The 16,099-nt window shown below is 64.6% G+C and carries 13 protein-coding genes; 11 read left to right on the forward strand and 2 right to left on the reverse strand.

What is annotated here, in order from left to right; translation table 11 throughout:
* The first annotated feature begins 15 nt into the window (after positions 1 to 15).
* The 3 genes from ACSBM8_RS11960 to ACSBM8_RS11970 are packed head-to-tail and all read left to right on the forward strand — an operon-like array spanning position 16 to position 5,027.
* Complete coding sequence (locus ACSBM8_RS11960) at positions 16 to 2,676, forward strand: TonB-dependent receptor (RefSeq protein ID WP_442678243.1); 2,661 nt, start codon at positions 16 to 18, stop codon at positions 2,674 to 2,676.
* A 3-nt stretch (positions 2,677 to 2,679) separates the two neighbouring features.
* Positions 2,680 to 3,768, forward strand: a complete 1,089-nt coding sequence (locus ACSBM8_RS11965) for a Ca2+-dependent phosphoinositide-specific phospholipase C (RefSeq protein ID WP_442678244.1) — start codon at positions 2,680 to 2,682, stop codon at positions 3,766 to 3,768.
* An 8-nt stretch (positions 3,769 to 3,776) separates the two neighbouring features.
* Positions 3,777 to 5,027 (forward strand): histidine-type phosphatase, encoded by a 1,251-nt coding sequence (locus tag ACSBM8_RS11970; RefSeq protein ID WP_442678245.1) that lies wholly within the window; start codon positions 3,777 to 3,779, stop codon positions 5,025 to 5,027.
* Here the strand turns inward: ACSBM8_RS11970 and ACSBM8_RS11975 are convergent, their stop codons facing one another.
* Complete coding sequence (locus ACSBM8_RS11975; protein WP_442678246.1) at positions 5,028 to 6,491, reverse strand: CYTH and CHAD domain-containing protein; 1,464 nt, start codon at positions 6,489 to 6,491, stop codon at positions 5,028 to 5,030.
* Between the two features lie 138 nt (positions 6,492 to 6,629).
* Here ACSBM8_RS11975 and ACSBM8_RS11980 point away from each other — a divergent pair, with 138 nt between their 5' ends.
* Positions 6,630 to 7,751: a M23 family metallopeptidase gene (locus tag ACSBM8_RS11980; RefSeq protein ID WP_442678247.1), complete on the forward strand. Its 1,122-nt coding sequence runs from the start codon at positions 6,630 to 6,632 to the stop codon at positions 7,749 to 7,751.
* A 47-nt stretch (positions 7,752 to 7,798) separates the two neighbouring features.
* On the opposite strand, the gene ACSBM8_RS11985 is transcribed toward ACSBM8_RS11980, so the two are convergent.
* Positions 7,799 to 9,130 carry an MFS transporter gene (locus ACSBM8_RS11985; RefSeq protein WP_442678248.1) on the reverse strand — a complete coding sequence of 444 codons (1,332 nt, stop codon included), beginning with the start codon at positions 9,128 to 9,130 and terminating at the stop codon, positions 7,799 to 7,801.
* 170 nt (positions 9,131 to 9,300) lie between these two features.
* Between ACSBM8_RS11985 and cyoA the strand changes: the two genes are divergently transcribed.
* Genes cyoA through ACSBM8_RS12020 form a run of 7 tightly spaced genes read left to right on the forward strand, consistent with a single transcriptional unit; the run spans position 9,301 to position 16,053 of the window.
* Positions 9,301 to 10,473, forward strand: a complete 1,173-nt coding sequence (cyoA, locus tag ACSBM8_RS11990) for a ubiquinol oxidase subunit II (RefSeq protein ID WP_442678249.1) — start codon at positions 9,301 to 9,303, stop codon at positions 10,471 to 10,473.
* Positions 10,474 to 10,489: 16 nt separating this feature from the next.
* A complete protein-coding gene (cyoB, locus tag ACSBM8_RS11995) occupies positions 10,490 to 12,484 on the forward strand; it encodes a cytochrome o ubiquinol oxidase subunit I (RefSeq protein ID WP_442678250.1) in 1,995 nt (664 codons plus the stop codon).
* A 1-nt stretch (position 12,485) separates the two neighbouring features.
* Entirely contained in the window at positions 12,486 to 13,124 is a 639-nt protein-coding gene (cyoC, locus tag ACSBM8_RS12000) for a cytochrome o ubiquinol oxidase subunit III (RefSeq protein ID WP_442678251.1), read from the forward strand.
* A complete protein-coding gene (gene cyoD / locus ACSBM8_RS12005; protein WP_442678252.1) occupies positions 13,121 to 13,504 on the forward strand; it encodes a cytochrome o ubiquinol oxidase subunit IV in 384 nt (127 codons plus the stop codon). The genes cyoC and cyoD overlap by 4 nt, the downstream gene beginning before the upstream one ends.
* 10 nt (positions 13,505 to 13,514) lie before the next feature.
* Complete coding sequence (locus ACSBM8_RS12010; RefSeq protein ID WP_442678253.1) at positions 13,515 to 14,204, forward strand: SURF1 family protein; 690 nt, start codon at positions 13,515 to 13,517, stop codon at positions 14,202 to 14,204.
* Positions 14,204 to 15,520: an ATP-binding protein gene (locus tag ACSBM8_RS12015; RefSeq protein WP_442678254.1), complete on the forward strand. Its 1,317-nt coding sequence runs from the start codon at positions 14,204 to 14,206 to the stop codon at positions 15,518 to 15,520. The genes ACSBM8_RS12010 and ACSBM8_RS12015 overlap by 1 nt, the downstream gene beginning before the upstream one ends.
* The gene (locus ACSBM8_RS12020) at positions 15,520 to 16,053 is read left to right on the forward strand and encodes a response regulator transcription factor (protein WP_442678255.1); all 534 of its coding nucleotides are present in this window, start codon (positions 15,520 to 15,522) and stop codon (positions 16,051 to 16,053) included. Before ACSBM8_RS12015 ends, ACSBM8_RS12020 begins: the two co-directional genes overlap by 1 nt.
* Positions 16,054 to 16,099: the final 46 nt, after the last annotated feature.

The raw sequence follows: 16,099 nt of genomic DNA on the forward strand, positions 1-16,099 counted from the left end.
AAGGGGAAATCATCGATGTTACTGCGCTCGCGCCTGCTTCAGGCGACGCTTCCGTTCACGTGGGCCATGCTGGGCGCGACGCCGGTTCTGGCGCAGAGCGCCGCGCCCGCCGACGGGAATGCCGCTACGCCGTCTCAGCCAGCGGCCGACGGTGGCGAGGTCGTCGTCACCGGCTCCTATGCGCGCAGCTTGGCGGAAGCGACCGAGACGAAGCGCCGCGCTGCTTATGGCGTGGATTCGATCGCCTCGACCGATATCGGCAAATTTCCGACGCAGAACGTGGCCGAAGCGCTGCAGCTCGTGACCGGTGTGACGATCACCCGGCCGCGCGGCGAAGGCCTGTATGTCAGCGTGCGCGGCCTGGGCCCGCAATTCCAGAGCACGCTGCTGAACGGTAGTCCGGTCGCGATCAACGACCTGATCGAAAATGGTGGCGCCAACGGCCGTCAGTTCCGGTTCGAGATGCTGCCGGCCGAATTCGTATCGCGCATCGACGTGGTGAAGACGCCGACGCCCGACATGACGGAAGGCGCGCTGGGCGGCAATATCGACGTGCGGACCTTCCATCCGCTCGACATCGGCACGCGTACGACGCTGAACCTGCGCGGTACCTATACCGACATGACCGAAAAGGTCCGCCCCAACCTGACCGGACTCACCAGCTACAAGACGCCGGACGGCACGTTCGGAATCCTCGCCGGCGCCCAATATTGGCGCAAGTCGGTGCGCAACGACCGGTCGTTCCAGACCGGCTGGAACCTGGACAAGTTCACCTCAGCGCTGGGATCCGGCTTCTACACGCCGACCCGGCTGCGTCCGACGGTGGAGACGGAAGATCGCAAGCGCATCTCCGGCATCGTATCGGCGCAGTGGCAGCCGACGCCGGAGCTGCAAACGACGCTCGACGTGCTCGCGACCCGGCTGGACGTTGCCTATGACGAATTCGGGCTCGACATCTATCCCGACGATACCAGCGTCGCCGGCCACAAGCCGGTCATCGTCCCGGGATCGGTCAAGACGGTCGGCGACACGGTCGTCGGTGCGACCATCAACGACGTGCGTTTCATGGGCACGCGCGAATATAGCCTCAACCGGCACGATCTGATCACGATCGGGCTCAAGCAGACCTGGGATCCGGGCGACGACTGGCATGTCGCGGCCAATGCCAATTGGTCTTACGCGCACAGCTTCCACCCCAGCTATGCCGAGGGCACGGTGCGCAGCCGCATCATGTTCTTCGCGCCGCTGACCTACGATGCCTCGGCCGGCTACAAGAAGCTGCCGACGATCAGCACGACGACCGACGTCAACAACCCCGCCAATTACATCATCTACCCGTTCAATATTGCGCCCAAGAACAGCAAGGATTGGGACCGATATGGTCGGCTGGACGTCGCGCGCGACATTGGCGGCTTCATCACCAAGATCAGCGCAGGCGGCGAATATCATTGGCGCAAGCGCGATTATCGCCGACGCGATTTCATCGTGAACAGCGCCAACAATGTCCCGCTGAACCAGTTCGCGCCGAACGGCTACGAAGCGATGCCGTATGACGATTTCCTGAAAGGCGTGCCGGGCAATTATCCGCGCAACTGGCTGGTCCCGATCACGGACGTGTTTTACGACAAATTGTTCACCGATGCGATCGCCAACGCGCCGCTGGGAGCAGCCGATCTGCGCGCCTCCTACGTCGTCAAGGAAAAGGTTGCGGCCGGCTATGTGCGGGCGGACTATGCCTTTGCGCTCGGCACGGTCGATGTGACCGGCAATGTCGGCGTGCGCTATGTCCACACCGATCAGGTCGCGAGCGGTACGCTGACGATCGGCACCGCGCCGACGCTCGTCAGCTTTCCGAAAACGTTCAATAACTGGCTGCCGAGCTTCAATTTGCGCGCGCAATTGACGCCCAATCTGGTCGGCCGGCTCGCCGCCAGCCGCGTGCTGACGCGCCCCAACGTCACGCAAAGCGCGCCCCAGATCAGCGTTGCGACCGACGCACCGACCGCCAGCGGCGGCAATCCCGACCTGAAACCCTTCCTTGCGACCCAATATGATGCATCGCTGGAATGGTATTTCAGCCGCGAGGGATCGCTTACCGGCGCGCTATTTTACAAGAAGATGGACGATTATATCACCGCCCAGAACATCAATATCGACATTCCCGGGCGGGGAACGGTGCTGTTGAGCACGCAGGTGAATGGCGGCGACGCCAAGGTCTACGGCCTGGAAGCCGCCTATAATCAGGTCTTCACCTTCCTGCCAAAGCCCTTTGACGGACTTGGTTTCCAGGCATCCTTCACCCACACATCGGTCCGTTCCGACTATACGGCGGGCGCGCGACCGATCAAAAACCAGCTGATCGGACTGTCCAAGAACAGCTTCAACGTGGTCGGTTTCTACGAGAAGGGACCGTTTTCGGGCCGTCTTTCCTATGTCTGGCGCGACAAATATCTGACCGGCAACGGCAGCACGACCCAGGCGTCGACCTATCTGGCGCCCTTCGGGTCGCTCGACGGCAGCCTGGCGGTGAAGCTGACCCGGAATGTGACGGCCAGCCTGGAGGCGATCAATATCGCGGGCGCGCATACCTATTCGTACAATGAGGACAAGCTGCGGTTTGGCGAAATCAACTATTATGGCCGCACGATCCTGTTCGGCGTGCGGGCGGAGTTTTAGGACATGAAAGCGTTGCTTGCCGCCGTCGCCTTGTCCTCCAGCGCGGTGGCGGCCGCGCCGCTCGCGATGAACGACATCCAGGTCGTCGGATCGCATAACAGCTACAAGGCGCAGATCCCGGCGGCGGTGATGGCAAAGATCCGCGCGGCCGAGCCCAAGTTGGCGGACGGGCTGGATTATTATCACCTCCCGCTCACCCAACAACTGGATGCGGGCGTGCGACAGCTGGAGATCGACATCTTCGCTGACCCGACCGGCGGTCGTTACGCCAACCCTAGAGGCGAAGAATGGGCGCGCGCCGCGGGCGAACATACCCCGTTCGATCGCGCGGCGATGCTGAAGCCGGGCTACAAGGTGTTCCACGTCCCCGACGTCGATTATCTAAGCGGCTGCGTGACCTTGGTTCGCTGCCTACGGGAGATCGACAACTGGTCGCGCGCCCACCCCCGGCACCTGCCGATCATGATCACGATCAACGCCGCCGATACCCCATCGGAACGCCCCGGCATCTCCTCACCGCTGCCGCTGGACAATGCCGCGCTGCTCGACGCGCTGGATGCGGAAATACGGTCGGTGCTGGCGCCGTCCCGACTGATCACGCCCGACCAAGTTCGTGGTAGCGCGCCCTCGCTCCGCGATGCGGTTCGCACAAAAGGCTGGCCCAGCCTCGAAGCAGCGCGCGGCCGCATCTATTTCCTGTTCGATGTTCGGCAACCGGTGTCCGATGCCTATCGGGTCGGCCACGCCGGATTGGCGGGACGCGTGATGTTCGGCTGGTATCCCCCGGAACAGCCGGAGGCCGCCATCGAGATCGTGCAGGACCCGCTGGTGGACGGCGCCAAGATCAGGGAGTTGGTGCAGCAGGGCGTGATCGTCCGGACGCGGTCCGATGCGAATACGGTCGAAGCGCGCCAGCACGATCTGAGCAAGGCGCAGGCGGCGATGGCGAGCGGCGCGCAGGCGGTCAGCACCGATTATTATCCGGGTGCGCCCGATCCCGCGCATCTGGGCTTCGTCGTGACGTTGCCGAACAAAGCGATGGCACGGTGCAGCCCGGTGCGGGTCGCGGCAGGGTGCCGACTTAAGCCGTGAGCGCAAATGTGCGCCGCTGTAGGACGCTGTCGATCGGTTTGCTGGTGCTGGGCTGGGGGGCGTCCGTCGCAGCGGCCCCGCCGCGAGCCCGACCCACGCTGGTGGTCGATCGGGTTGTGATGGTCATGCGCCACGGCATCCGCGCCCCTCTGGAAGGGGAGGTGCCGGACGGCACGCGGACCGGCGCGCCCTGGCCGCAATGGCCGGTGGCCGAAAGCCGGATCACACCCCATGGTGCCCGCGCTTTGTCGATCGTGGCAAAAGCCGACCGGGCGCAACTAGCGCGCGACGGGCTTCTGCCGGCGACGGGTTGCCCTGCCCCCGGCGCGGTGCGGATCCGCACCAACAGCTCCGACCGAACGATCGCGAGCGGCGAAGCCTATGCCGCAGGGTTCGCACCAGGATGCACATTGCCGATCGCGCATCGGCCGGTCGGCGTGGTCGATCCCCTGTTCGAGCCGCTGCGCGCGCGCGCCACCGCCTTTGACGCCCGGACAGCGATCGGCGCGATCACGCAGGCAACGGGCGGCATGCCGGCGCTGGTCGCCCGCCACCGCGATGCGCTGACGCTGCTCGACCGCGTGCTTGGCTGTGCGCCGCGTAGAGAGAGCTGCCTTCCGGACGGTGCCCCCGCTCTGGCGCCGAGCGCGGACGGACATGACCTGATCCTGTCCGGCCCGATCCGTACCGCGTCCGGGATCGCGCAGGTCCTACTGCTCCAATATGTCGAGGGTCTGCCGGCCAAGCAGGTCGGCTGGGGGCGAGCCGACGCCGCGATGGTCCAGCGCCTGGGATCCCTGCATGCGGCCCTGTTCACCGTCTTCACCCACACGCCGTATATGGCGGCCCATCAAGCGGCGGTGCTGGGGCGCGAAAGCCTGCGGGCGTTGAACGATCCCAACGGCCCGCGGCTGACCGTGCTGATGGGACATGACACCAACGTCACCGCGCTGGCCGCGGCCTTGTGGATCGATCTGCGCGCGCCGGGTTATGCCACGAACGACGTGCCGCCGGACGGCGCGCTGGTGCTGGCGACACTGCGCGACACAAGATCGGGTGAGCGGTTCGTGCGGGTCTATTACCGCACGCAAAGCCCACAAGCGCTGCGGCGACTGGGGAATGCGGTGACGCAAACCCCGCTTCAAATCCCGGGCTGCGCGGCGCAACTCTGTCGTTGGGATCGGTTCGCGGCGCTGCTGCAGGACCGGCTCGCCCCGCTGGTCGAGCCACGCCCATCGGCCGCCCCGACGACAGGCTGATCAGCGCCAGAAGGGCTTGGTTTCGGCAAAGGCGGTATGCGCCTTGGCGGCTTTGCGGAGAAGCCGTTTTCGCTGTCCGGCAGTATCCTCCGCTGCCTCCGGCTCGATCCCCAGCCGGGCGAGAACCAGCGGACCATGGGCGAGATCGTTAAGGTCGCCGAGATGCTGCTGGAGCTTTTCCAGCGCCGCCAGGAATGCCGCGCTACGCCGCCGCGCCTTCTTGCCGGCAAAGAGCGATACAAAGAATTCGGCCGCATAGCGCATCTGCTTGGCGAGAATGCGTACTTCGTGCCGTTCGTCGTCATCGAGCGTCTGCAATTTGTGACCCCGGCGCTTCAGACGGCGGCGCAGTTTCTGCAGCTTGCGCACCGCGAAGCGCTCCGCATTTGCGTGCAGCACCGCGGGATCGGCCGGCTGGATCCGCCATGCGCCGATGGCGAGCCATTCGGAAAAGTCGATCATCAACGCCCGTGCCCGCAACGATGCGAGCGCCGCCCGGACGTCCGCATAGGCCTGCTCGCGTGCCGGCATTAAGGCCGCCCGATAGGGCGGATTTCGGGCCAACAGTACATCCAGATCGCGCGCCTCGCCGAGGGTCGCGGCAAGCCAACGGAATTCGGACCGGAAGTGATCGAAGCGGTCATCCGCCAAGGCCGGTTTGAAGATCGACAAGGCCGAGCGCAGCCTGCGCAACGCGACCCGGGCCTGGTGAAGCGGCTCCCCATCGCCATCGCTACCACGCAATATGTCTTCGTTCAGGCGGAAATGGCGCAGGCAGGCGCCCGCAACGGCCTGAAAAGCATCCGCAACCGTCATGTCCGGCTTGAGGATAATGGGCTGCGCCTTCACCGAGGTCGGCGGATCTCCACCGGCAAGCCGATATCCGCGCTCGGACTTGGACAGGACGCCAAGCCGCAGCGGCACAATCGCATTCAAAGCTTGCGCCAGCGCGAACAATGCTTCCGGCCGCCCGTTCTTCAGCTCCAGCTCGACCTCATGCACGGCCAGGGTGCGGCCGGATCCCACGATCGTACCCCGATCGATCACAATTTCGACATCGCCACCATCATAGGCCAATCGTCCGGTCGCGCGGGTGACCTCGCCGACGAACAGGGGGGCGATGCCGTGCAGCAATGTGGCATTGACCAGTGTCGACAGCGGGCCGGCGGTGTCATCGATGAGCGGCGTCCCGTCGGCGAGTGCGCGTTCCCATTCGGGCCGCGCGAACAGACCGGCCGCGACCACACCCTCCGCCTTGACGGTCTGGACGTAGCGATCGTCGATCTGGCGCACACGCAGCGACAGACCCGCCCGATGGAGATCGCGATCTGGCGTGTCGAAATAGGTCGAGATTTCGTGACGCTCCTTGAGGCCAGCGTCCGCCAGGATCGCGGCATGGGCCAAGCCGTCCAGCGCCGCAGGCTCGGCCTCCAGCTTCAGTTCAAGCTCAAGCTCGCCGGTCATCATCATTCCCTTTTGCCGCACCGCTGCACATCGTGAACCGCACAAAGGCGGCTTTGATCCTTGCGCAGCACGGCGTGGTCGCTGCACGCACAACATGATAGCCGTGCGACACAGGCAAGGATTTCGGAACACAGCGCAATGAGGCTCAGCCTAGCCCTGTCCCTTCTCGCCGCCGGGGCGAGCCCGCCCCCGTCCGCCGAGACGATCCAATCGTTAGACGTGGTCATACCCTTGATTTCGTCGCCTTTGGTGAGCGACGGCAAGACGATCCTCGCCTTCGAGATCCACGCGACCAACCTCAGCGATATTCCGTTGCGCCTTCAAAACGTTCGCATCGTCGATGCGGACGATGGCCAGGCGATCGCGACCTATTCGAACGAGGTGCTCCGACAGCGGGTGGCGCAGCCAGGGGCCGGGGCGTCCTCCGAGGCCGGGTCGATTGGCGCAGGTGCACGCGCCATCGTCTATGTCGAGCCAGAGCTGCCCGCCGGGATGAGACCCCGCGCGGTGCGGATCGAGATGGATGGGGTCGCACCGAACGGCCATCCCTTCACGCTGCGATCACCACCCGCGACGGTGGACCGGACGCAGATCCCCGTTCTGGCCCCACCCTTTAAAGACGGCACCTGGGTCGCGGTTCACGACCCGAGTTGGGCCCGCGGCCATCGACGCGTGATCTACACGCTGGACGGCCGTGCACGCATTCCCGGCCGGTATGCGGTGGACTGGGTCGGGGTAGATGCGCGCGGGCGGGTCAGCACGAACGATCCCGATCGTCCGGCCGACGCGGTAGGCTACGACGCGGCGGTCCTGGCCGGGGCGGACGCCGTGGTGGCAGCTACGCGTGACAATATGGGGGAAGCGGGTTCGATCGCGGGCAATCCGGCGCATGCCCTTGGCGACGGAAGCGGCAATTACGTGGTGCTTCGCGTGGCGCGCAATCGCTACGCTTTCTACGAGCATTTACGGCCCGGAAGTATAATTGTGCGGGCCGGCGACCATGTGCGCATGGGACAGGCGATCGGCGCAGTGGGCTTCACCGGCGACACGACCGGGCCGCATCTGCATCTGCACGTGGCCGATTGCCCGTTGCCGCTGGCGTGCGAGGGGGTTCCATTCCTGGTCAGGGGTATGACCGAAGTCGGCCGCTACCGATCCCTGTCGGACCTCGGCGTCAAGCAGTGGCAGGACGACAACGCCCGGGGACCGCTTGGACCGGAATGGCCGGGCTATAACGTCGTCGTACGATTCACCGACTAAGGCACGCGCCGCTTGGCTCCCCGTCTAGAAGACCAAGTGGTCGGCTTTTACCCCTGCTTGCGCGCAAATTCCTTGTTGATGCCGAGTGCCGCCAGCGTGCAGACCGCGCCGGAGAGCAGATAGGCGCCGACCGACCACAAACCGAAGCGGCTTGCGAGGAACAAGGCGGCCAGCGGCGCGAAACCCGCACCCAGCAGCCAGGCCGAGTTCGCGACGATCGCGGCCCCGGTATAGCGATGCTGCGCCGGAAAGCTGCTGTTCACCGCGCCGGAAGACTGGCCGAAGGCCAGGCCCAGGAGTGCGAAGCCGACCAGCATATAGATCGTCTCACCGAAGCCGCCCGCATTCAAAAGCTGCGGCGCAAACCCGCTATAGGCGCCGATCAGCACCGCGGAGACACCCAGCACCGCACGGCGGCCGACGCGATCCGCGATCATGCCGGACGCCAGCATCGCCAGAACGCCGACGACCGCGCCGCCTGCCTCGATGATCAGGAAGCGGATCGGCTGCTCGCCAGCGCGAAGCGTGACCCAGGACAGGGGAAACACGGTGACGAGGTGGAACAGCGCAAAGCTGGCCAAAGGCGCGAACGCGCCGAGCAGGATCGTCCGCCATTCACCGAACAAGGTCTCGAACGCCGGCGATGGCTGCAGTTCGCGGCTTTCGAACAGCCGCTCGAACTCGGGCGTGGCGACCAGCCGCAGCCGGGCGAACAGCGCGACGACGTTGATCGCGAGGACCACGAAGAACGGGTAACGCCAGCCCCAGCTCAGGAAATCCGCCTGGCTGAGGAATGACAGGAAATAGGTGAACAGGCCGATGGCGACCAACAATCCCAGCGGCGCGCCGAGCTGCGGGATCATCGCATACCAGCCGCGGCGGTCTTCCGGCGCGTTCAGCGAGAGCAAAGATGGCAGACCATCCCAGGCACCGCCCAATGCGACGCCCTGACCGACCCGGAAGACGCCCAGCAGGATGGCGGAAAGCGCGCCGACCTGATTGTAGCTGGGGAGCAAGGCGATCGCCATCGTCGAGCCGCCGAGCAGGAACAAAGCGATGGTAAGCTTCACACCACGACCGTGATTACGATCGATCCACATGAACAGCAGCGTCCCGAACGGCCGCGCCACAAACGCCAGGGCGAACAGCGCGAACGAATAGAGCGTGCCCGTCAGCGCATCGACATAGGGAAAGACCACCGAGGGGAAGACCAGCACTGAGGCCAGCGCATAGACGAAGAAGTCGAAGAACTCGCTCGTGCGACCGATGATGACCCCGATCGCGATCTCCCCCGGCGCGATCCGGTGATCGCGAGCGTTGACCAGCCGCGCGTCGCGCTCAAGGGGCGTCGAATTCGACGCGGCGATCGGTGCCGTCATACCATCATGCTCCTGCGGGGTGACCCGCCGTTCAAATCACATTCAACCCGTGCCTGCATGTCCTGCACGTACGGGTCGCCACTCGCGCCCCTGTGCCTTATAGCAGAGTGCAGCGGCATTGGACAAAATGTCCAATGTAGCGCAGTCCACGGACGGCCTAGGGCACGATCATGCGCGAATACCTGCCTACCCTGCGACGCTTGGGCCGACTGCCCCTGCTCGGATCGCTTCTGCTGCTCGCCGCGTGCAGCCGAGATGTGCTGAACCCTGCGGGCGACGTGGCGTTGCAGCAACGCAACCTCATCTATGCCTCGACCGCCTTGATGCTGCTGATCATCGTTCCGGTCATGCTACTGATCGTGATCTTCGCGTGGCGCTATCGCAAGGGCAATAAGGACGCGACCTACGATCCCGATTTCGATCATTCGACGTCGCTGGAGCTCGTCATCTGGTCGGCGCCGCTGCTGATCATCATCGCATTGGGCGCGCTCACCTGGTCCAGCACGCATCTGCTCGATCCGTTCCGGCCGCTCGACCGCATCGCCTCCGGCCGGCCGATCGATCCCAAGACCGCCCCGCTGCGCGTGCAGGTCGTCTCGCTCGACTGGAAATGGCTCTTCATCTATCCGGAACAGGGCGTCGCGACGGTCAACGAACTGGTCCTGCCGGTGGATCGTCAGGTGCGCTTCGACATCACGTCGAGCAATATGATGAACAGCTTCTACGCGCCCACGCTGGCCGGCATGGTCTATGCGATGCCGGGGATGCGCAGCACGCTCCACGCCGTGCTGAACCGCCCGGGCGAATATGAAGGCTTCTCGGCCAATTATAGCGGCGCCGGCTTCTCCGACATGCGGTTCAAGCTGCGTGGCGTCGATCAGGCAGGCTTTGACCGCTGGGTCGGCGAGGCCAAGGCGAGCGGGCAAAAGCTGGCGACCGCCGATTATCTCACGCTGGAAAAGCCGAGCGAGAAGGTTCCGGCGATGCGCTTCGCCAATGTCATGCCCGGCCTGTTCGATCGGGTGGTCAATCGCTGCGTCGCGCCGGGCACGCCCTGCATGAGCGATATCATGGCGCATGACCAGCGCGCCGGTGGTGGCAACCCGCACGATATGCGGGCCGGTGCCGGCATGCCGGAAGGGCGCGCCACGCCGCCGCCGCGGGGCACGAAGCCGGAAGGCGCGCTGTTCAAGGACAGCAAGGATATCGCCCCCGGCCCCAATGTGACCAAGCCGCGCAAGCCCGGCGCCCCGGGCGTGACCGATCCCGCCTCCAAGCGGAACCGCGACATGTCTTTCCTCCTTCCCACCATGCCGGGCACGTCCGGCGTGGCGCGCGGCTGAGCCGCCGGAGCCCCCCATGTTCAGTGAATCCCTTCTCAAGACCGTCTTCGGCAGACTGTCCTTCGAATCCTTTCCGTTCCACGAGCCGATCCTGCTCATCACGTTCATCGTGGTGATGTTGGGCGGCGCGGCGCTTGTCGCCGGCGTCACCTATTTCCGCCTGTGGGGCTGGCTGTGGCGCGAATGGTTCACCAGCGTGGACCATAAGAAGATCGGGATCATGTACATGATCCTGGGCATCATCATGCTGCTGCGTGGCTTTGCCGACGCGCTGATGATGCGCACGCAGCAGGCGATCGCGTTCGGCGCGAACCAGGGATACCTGCCCGCGCACCATTATGATCAGGTTTTCAGTGCCCACGGCACGATCATGATCTTCTTCGTGGCGATCCCGCTGGTGGTCGGCCTGGTCAACTTCGTGATGCCGCTGCAGATCGGCGCGCGCGACGTATCCTTCCCCTTCCTCAACAATCTGAGCTTCTGGCTGACGGTGGCGGGCGCGCTGCTGGTGATGGTGTCGCTGTTCGTGGGCGAATTCTCGCGCGCGGGCTGGCTGAACTATGTGCCGGTGTCCAACCTGCAGAACAGTCCGGACACGGGACCCGATTATTATCTATGGGCGCTGCAGATAGCGGGCGTCGGGACAACCTTATCCGCTATCAACATGGTCACTACGATCATCAAGATGCGCGCGCCCGGCATGACGATGATGAAGATGCCGGTCTTCTGCTGGACCGCTTTATGCAGCAACGTGCTGGCCATCGCGATCTTCCCCGTGCTGACCGCCGCCTTCGCGCTGCTGATGCTGGACCGCTATGTCGGCACCGATTTCTTCACCAACGATCTCGGCGGCAACCCGATGATGTATTGGAACCTGGTGTGGATCTGGGGTCACCCGGAAGTCTACGTCCTGGTTCTGCCCGCCTTCGGCATTTTCTCCGAAATCACGTCGACCTTCTCAGGCAAGCGGTTGTTCGGCTATTCGTCGATGGTCTACGCGACCGTGGTCATCACGGTGCTGTCCTACCTCGTCTGGCTGCACCATTTCTTCACGATGGGCTCGGGTGCGAGCGTCAACAGCTTCTTCGGCATCGCCACGATGGTGATCTCTATCCCGACCGGCGCGAAGATCTTCAACTGGCTGTTCACGATGTATCGCGGCCAGATTCGGTTCGAACTGCCGATGATGTGGGTCGTCGCGTTCATGCTGACCTTCGTGGTCGGCGGCATGACCGGCGTGATGCTGGCGATCCCGCCAGCCGACTTCGTGCTGCACAATTCGCTGTTCCTGGTGGCGCACTTCCATAACGTCATCATCGGCGGCGTGGTGTTCGGCCTGTTCGCGGGCATGACCTATTGGTTCCCGAAGGCCTTCGGTTTCCGCCTCGACCCCTTCTGGGGCAAGGTGGCCTTCTGGGGCTGGGTGATCGGTTACTGGGTCGCCTGGACGCCGATCTATATCGTCGGCCTGATGGGCACGACGCGGCGCGTCCGCCACTTCGACGATCCATCGCTGCAGATCTGGTTCGTGATCGCAGCCATCGGTGCGGTGATCATCCTGATCGGCATCCTGGGCTTCATCATCCAGATCGCGGTCAGCATCAAAAACCGTGAGAAGCTGCGCGATACGACGGGCGATCTGTGGCACGGGCGTACGCTGGAATGGGCGACGACCTCGCCGCCCCCGCCTTACAACTTCGCGTTCACCCCGATCGTCCACGATCTGGACGCCTGGTATGACATGAAGAAGCGCGGCCACGACATTCCGTCCACGGGCTTCCGTCCCATCCACATGCCGCGCAACACCGGCGCGGGCGTGATCCTCTCCGCGCTCTCGCTGGTCCTGGGCTTTGCGATGGTGTGGTATATCTGGTGGCTGGCGGCCGTCAGCCTGGTCGGGCTGTTCGTCGTCGGCATCGGACACACGTTCAACTATGCGCGGGATTATTACATCCCCGCGGACGAGGTCGCGCGGACCGAACAAGCCCGCCTGACCGCGGCGGAGGCCTGACATGACCAACCCAGTTCTGGCCACAAACCCCGCGGAAAAGCCCGCTTTCTACGTGATCGAGGAAGACGATCACGCGCACGGCACCGGCGGCAGCACGCTGCTCGGCTTCTGGATCTACCTGATGAGCGACGCGCTCATCTTCGCGACCCTGTTCGCGACCTATGGCGTCCTGAGTTCCAGCTATGCGGGCGGGCCCACTTCCCGCGAGCTGTTCGAGTTGCCGCTGGTCGCGATCAACACGGCGATGCTGCTGATCTCCTCGATCACCTGCGGCATGGCGATGATCGCGATGGACGAAGGCCGGGTGCGGTCCACCCAGGTCTGGCTGGCGATCACGGCCCTGTTCGGCATCGCCTTCATCAGCATCGAGCTGTACGAATTCAGCAGCCTGATCGCCGAAGGGGCGACGCCACAGCGCAGCGCCTTCCTGTCCGCCTTCTTCGCGCTGGTCGCAACGCACGGATTGCACGTCGCCTTCGGCCTGCTGTGGATCATGGTTTCGCTGGTCCAGCTCGGCCAGCACGGCCTCATCCCGGAAAATAAGCGGCGGCTGATGTGCCTGAGCATGTTCTGGCATTTGCTGGACGTGGTCTGGATCGGCGTCTTCACCTTTGTCTATCTGCTCGGAGTCCTGCGATGAGCGCCCCCCACGGCAACCACGAACTGGCCCACGGCGAGGTAACCGCCCAGGGCCACGCCACCCGGCGCGGTTATCTGACCGGTTTCGCCTTGTCGGTCATCCTCACCGCCATCCCGTTCTGGCTGGTGATGACCGGCGTGATCGCGGACGTGCAGACGACCGTCCTGCTGATCATCGCCCTCGCCTTCGTGCAGATCGTCGTGCACACGCTCAGCTTCCTGCACGTCAACAGCCGCTCCGAAGGCGGCTGGACGTTGATGACGCTGATGTTCACGGTCGTGATCATCACCATCGTCATCAGCGGCTCGCTGTGGATCATGTATCATCTGAATACGAACATGATGCCGATGGGCACTGACGGCATGAACGGCGGATCCTAAAGACAATGACATGGCGGCGCGGCGCGGACTGATAGCCCTTTGCCTGCTGCTGGCGGCAGGCTTCGCCGCGCTGGGCGTGTGGCAGATCGAACGCCGCGCCTGGAAGCTGGACCTGATTGCGCGGGTGGAAGCGCGGATCCATGCGGCACCGCAGGCCCCACCCGCGGCAGCCGCCTGGAAGACCGACATGGCCTATACGCGCGTACGCGTCCAAGGCCGCTTCCTGCATGATCGGGAAACGCTGGTGCAGGCGGTAACCGATCTGGGACCCGGCTGGTGGGTCTTGACCCCGTTGCAGACGACGAACGGCATCCTATTGATCAATCGCGGCTATGTGCCGCCGGAACGGCGCGATCCCCGCAGCCGTGCCCTCGCGCAGCAGCCCGGCGTCGTTACCGTCACCGGCCTGGCGCGGGCAAGCGAGCCCAAAGGCGCGTTCCTGCGCAGCAACGATCCCGCCGCCGGCCGCTGGTATTCGCGTGACGTCGCCGCCATCGCGCAGGCGCACGGCCTGCAGCGCGTCGCCCCCTATTTCATCGACGCGGATGCGACGCCTAATGCGGGGGGCTATCCCGTCGGCGGGCTGACGGTCATCCAGTTCCGCAACAGCCATCTGGTCTATGCGCTGACATGGTTCGCCTTGTGCGGACTGTGTATTGCCGGCACGCGGATTGCGTGGCGGTCCGGAAAAGGCGATTGATGGACACGCCGGTCCTGGCCCTGACGCGGCGCGTCGGCATCGGTCGCACGCGCAGCCCGCTGCCGACGATCGCCGCGGAAAATATGCGGCAATTGATCCAACTGCGGTGGATTGCCGTCGGCGGTCAATTGATCACCATATTGGCGGTCAATCTCGGCCTGGGCGTCCCGCTCCCGCTGGTCTGGATGATCGCGCTGGTGGCGCTGCTGGCGCTCGCCAATGTGGCGAACATCCTGCTGCTGCCGCGTCTGACGATCACCAACAGCGCGACCATGATCGCGCTGCTGCTCGACATGGCGGTGCTGACCGCGCAACTTCACATGAGCGGCGGCGCGACCAATCCGTTCATCTCGCTCTATTTGCTGCAGGTCGTGCTGGGCGCAATCCTGCTGGAAGCATGGTCGGTGATCGTCGTCGTCTGCGCCGCCTGCGGCTGCTATGCATGGCTGGCCGCGCACAGCGCGCCCCTCGTCTACCCACCCAAGGTCTTTGCCAATCTGGGCGATCTCCAGCGGGTCGGCGGCTGGATCAGCTTCGCGCTGACGGGCACGCTGCTGGGGCTCTTCATCACGCGCATCACGCGCAACCTGCGCGCGCGGGACCGTTATCTCGCCGACCTGCGGGAACATACGGCGGAAGAAGACAGTATCGTCCGCATGGGATTGTTTGCCAGCGGCGCCGCGCACGAATTGGGGACACCCCTCGCCTCGCTGTCGGTCATTCTCAGCGACTGGCGCCGGATGCCGGCAATTGCCAACGATCCCGATCTGGCGAGCGACCTGGGCGAGATGCAGGCGGAGGTGCGCCGCTGCAAGGCGATCGTGTCCGACATTCTCCAGTCCGCGGGCGAGCCGCGCGGCGAGGATATGGAGAAAACCGCGGTCACCGATTTCCTGGACGAGACCATTTCCGCCTGGAGCCAGACACACGCGGTGCTGCCGCTGGATTTCACGATGGAAGGCCTGGACCGGGCCGCGCTCGTGGTCGATGCCTCGCTGCGTCAGGCGATCTGGAACCTGCTCGACAATGCCGCCGAGCTCTCGCCTTATGGCGTTGGCTTCCGGGCGACGCGCGATGGCACGCATCTGGTGTTGGCGGTCACGGATCGCGGTCCTGGTTTTCCTGCGGCGCAATTGCCGATGATCGGCAAGCTCTATCAATCGAGCAAGGGTGCGGGCCACGGCCTGGGCCTGTTCCTGGCCGCGAATGTGGCCCGACGGCTGGGCGGCCGGCTGGAGGCGGGCAACCGCCCGGCCGGCGGCGCGGAAGTGAAGCTGATCCTGCCGCTGTCGCCCGATCCCGAACAGGAGAGATGATGGACGATGCCCGCCGCCTGGTGATCGTCGAAGACGATGCGACCTTCGCGCGCACGTTGCAGCGCTCTTTCGAGCGGCGCGGGTATCGCGTCTGGGTTGCGCACAGCCCCGAAGAGCTGGATGCCCTGCTGGATGAGGCGGCACCCCGCTTTGCCGTCGTCGATCTGAAACTGGGCAATGCATCCGGCCTGCCGTGCGTGCAGCGCCTCCACGCGCACGATCCGGAAATGCTGATCGTAGTTCTGACCGGCTTCGCCAGCATCGCAACCGCGGTGGAAGCGATCAAGCTCGGCGCGTGTCATTATCTGGCCAAGCCTTCCAATACCGACGATATCGAGGATGCCTTTACGCGCGCCGGCGGCAACACCGACGTGCCCATCTCGCAGCGCACAACGTCGATCAAGACGCTGGAATGGGAACGGATCAACGAGACGCTGGTCGCGACCGATTTCAATATTTCAGAAACGGCACGCCGCCTGGGGATGCACCGCCGCACGCTCGCGCGAAAGCTGGAGAAGCGGCCGATCAAGTGAAGGTATCCTTTCGAGCCTGATCGGCGTGTCGAAGATCGGGCCAGTC

This window comes from Sphingomonas sp. ASY06-1R (assembly GCF_052180265.1).
Lineage (GTDB): Bacteria > Pseudomonadota > Alphaproteobacteria > Sphingomonadales > Sphingomonadaceae > Sphingomonas_I.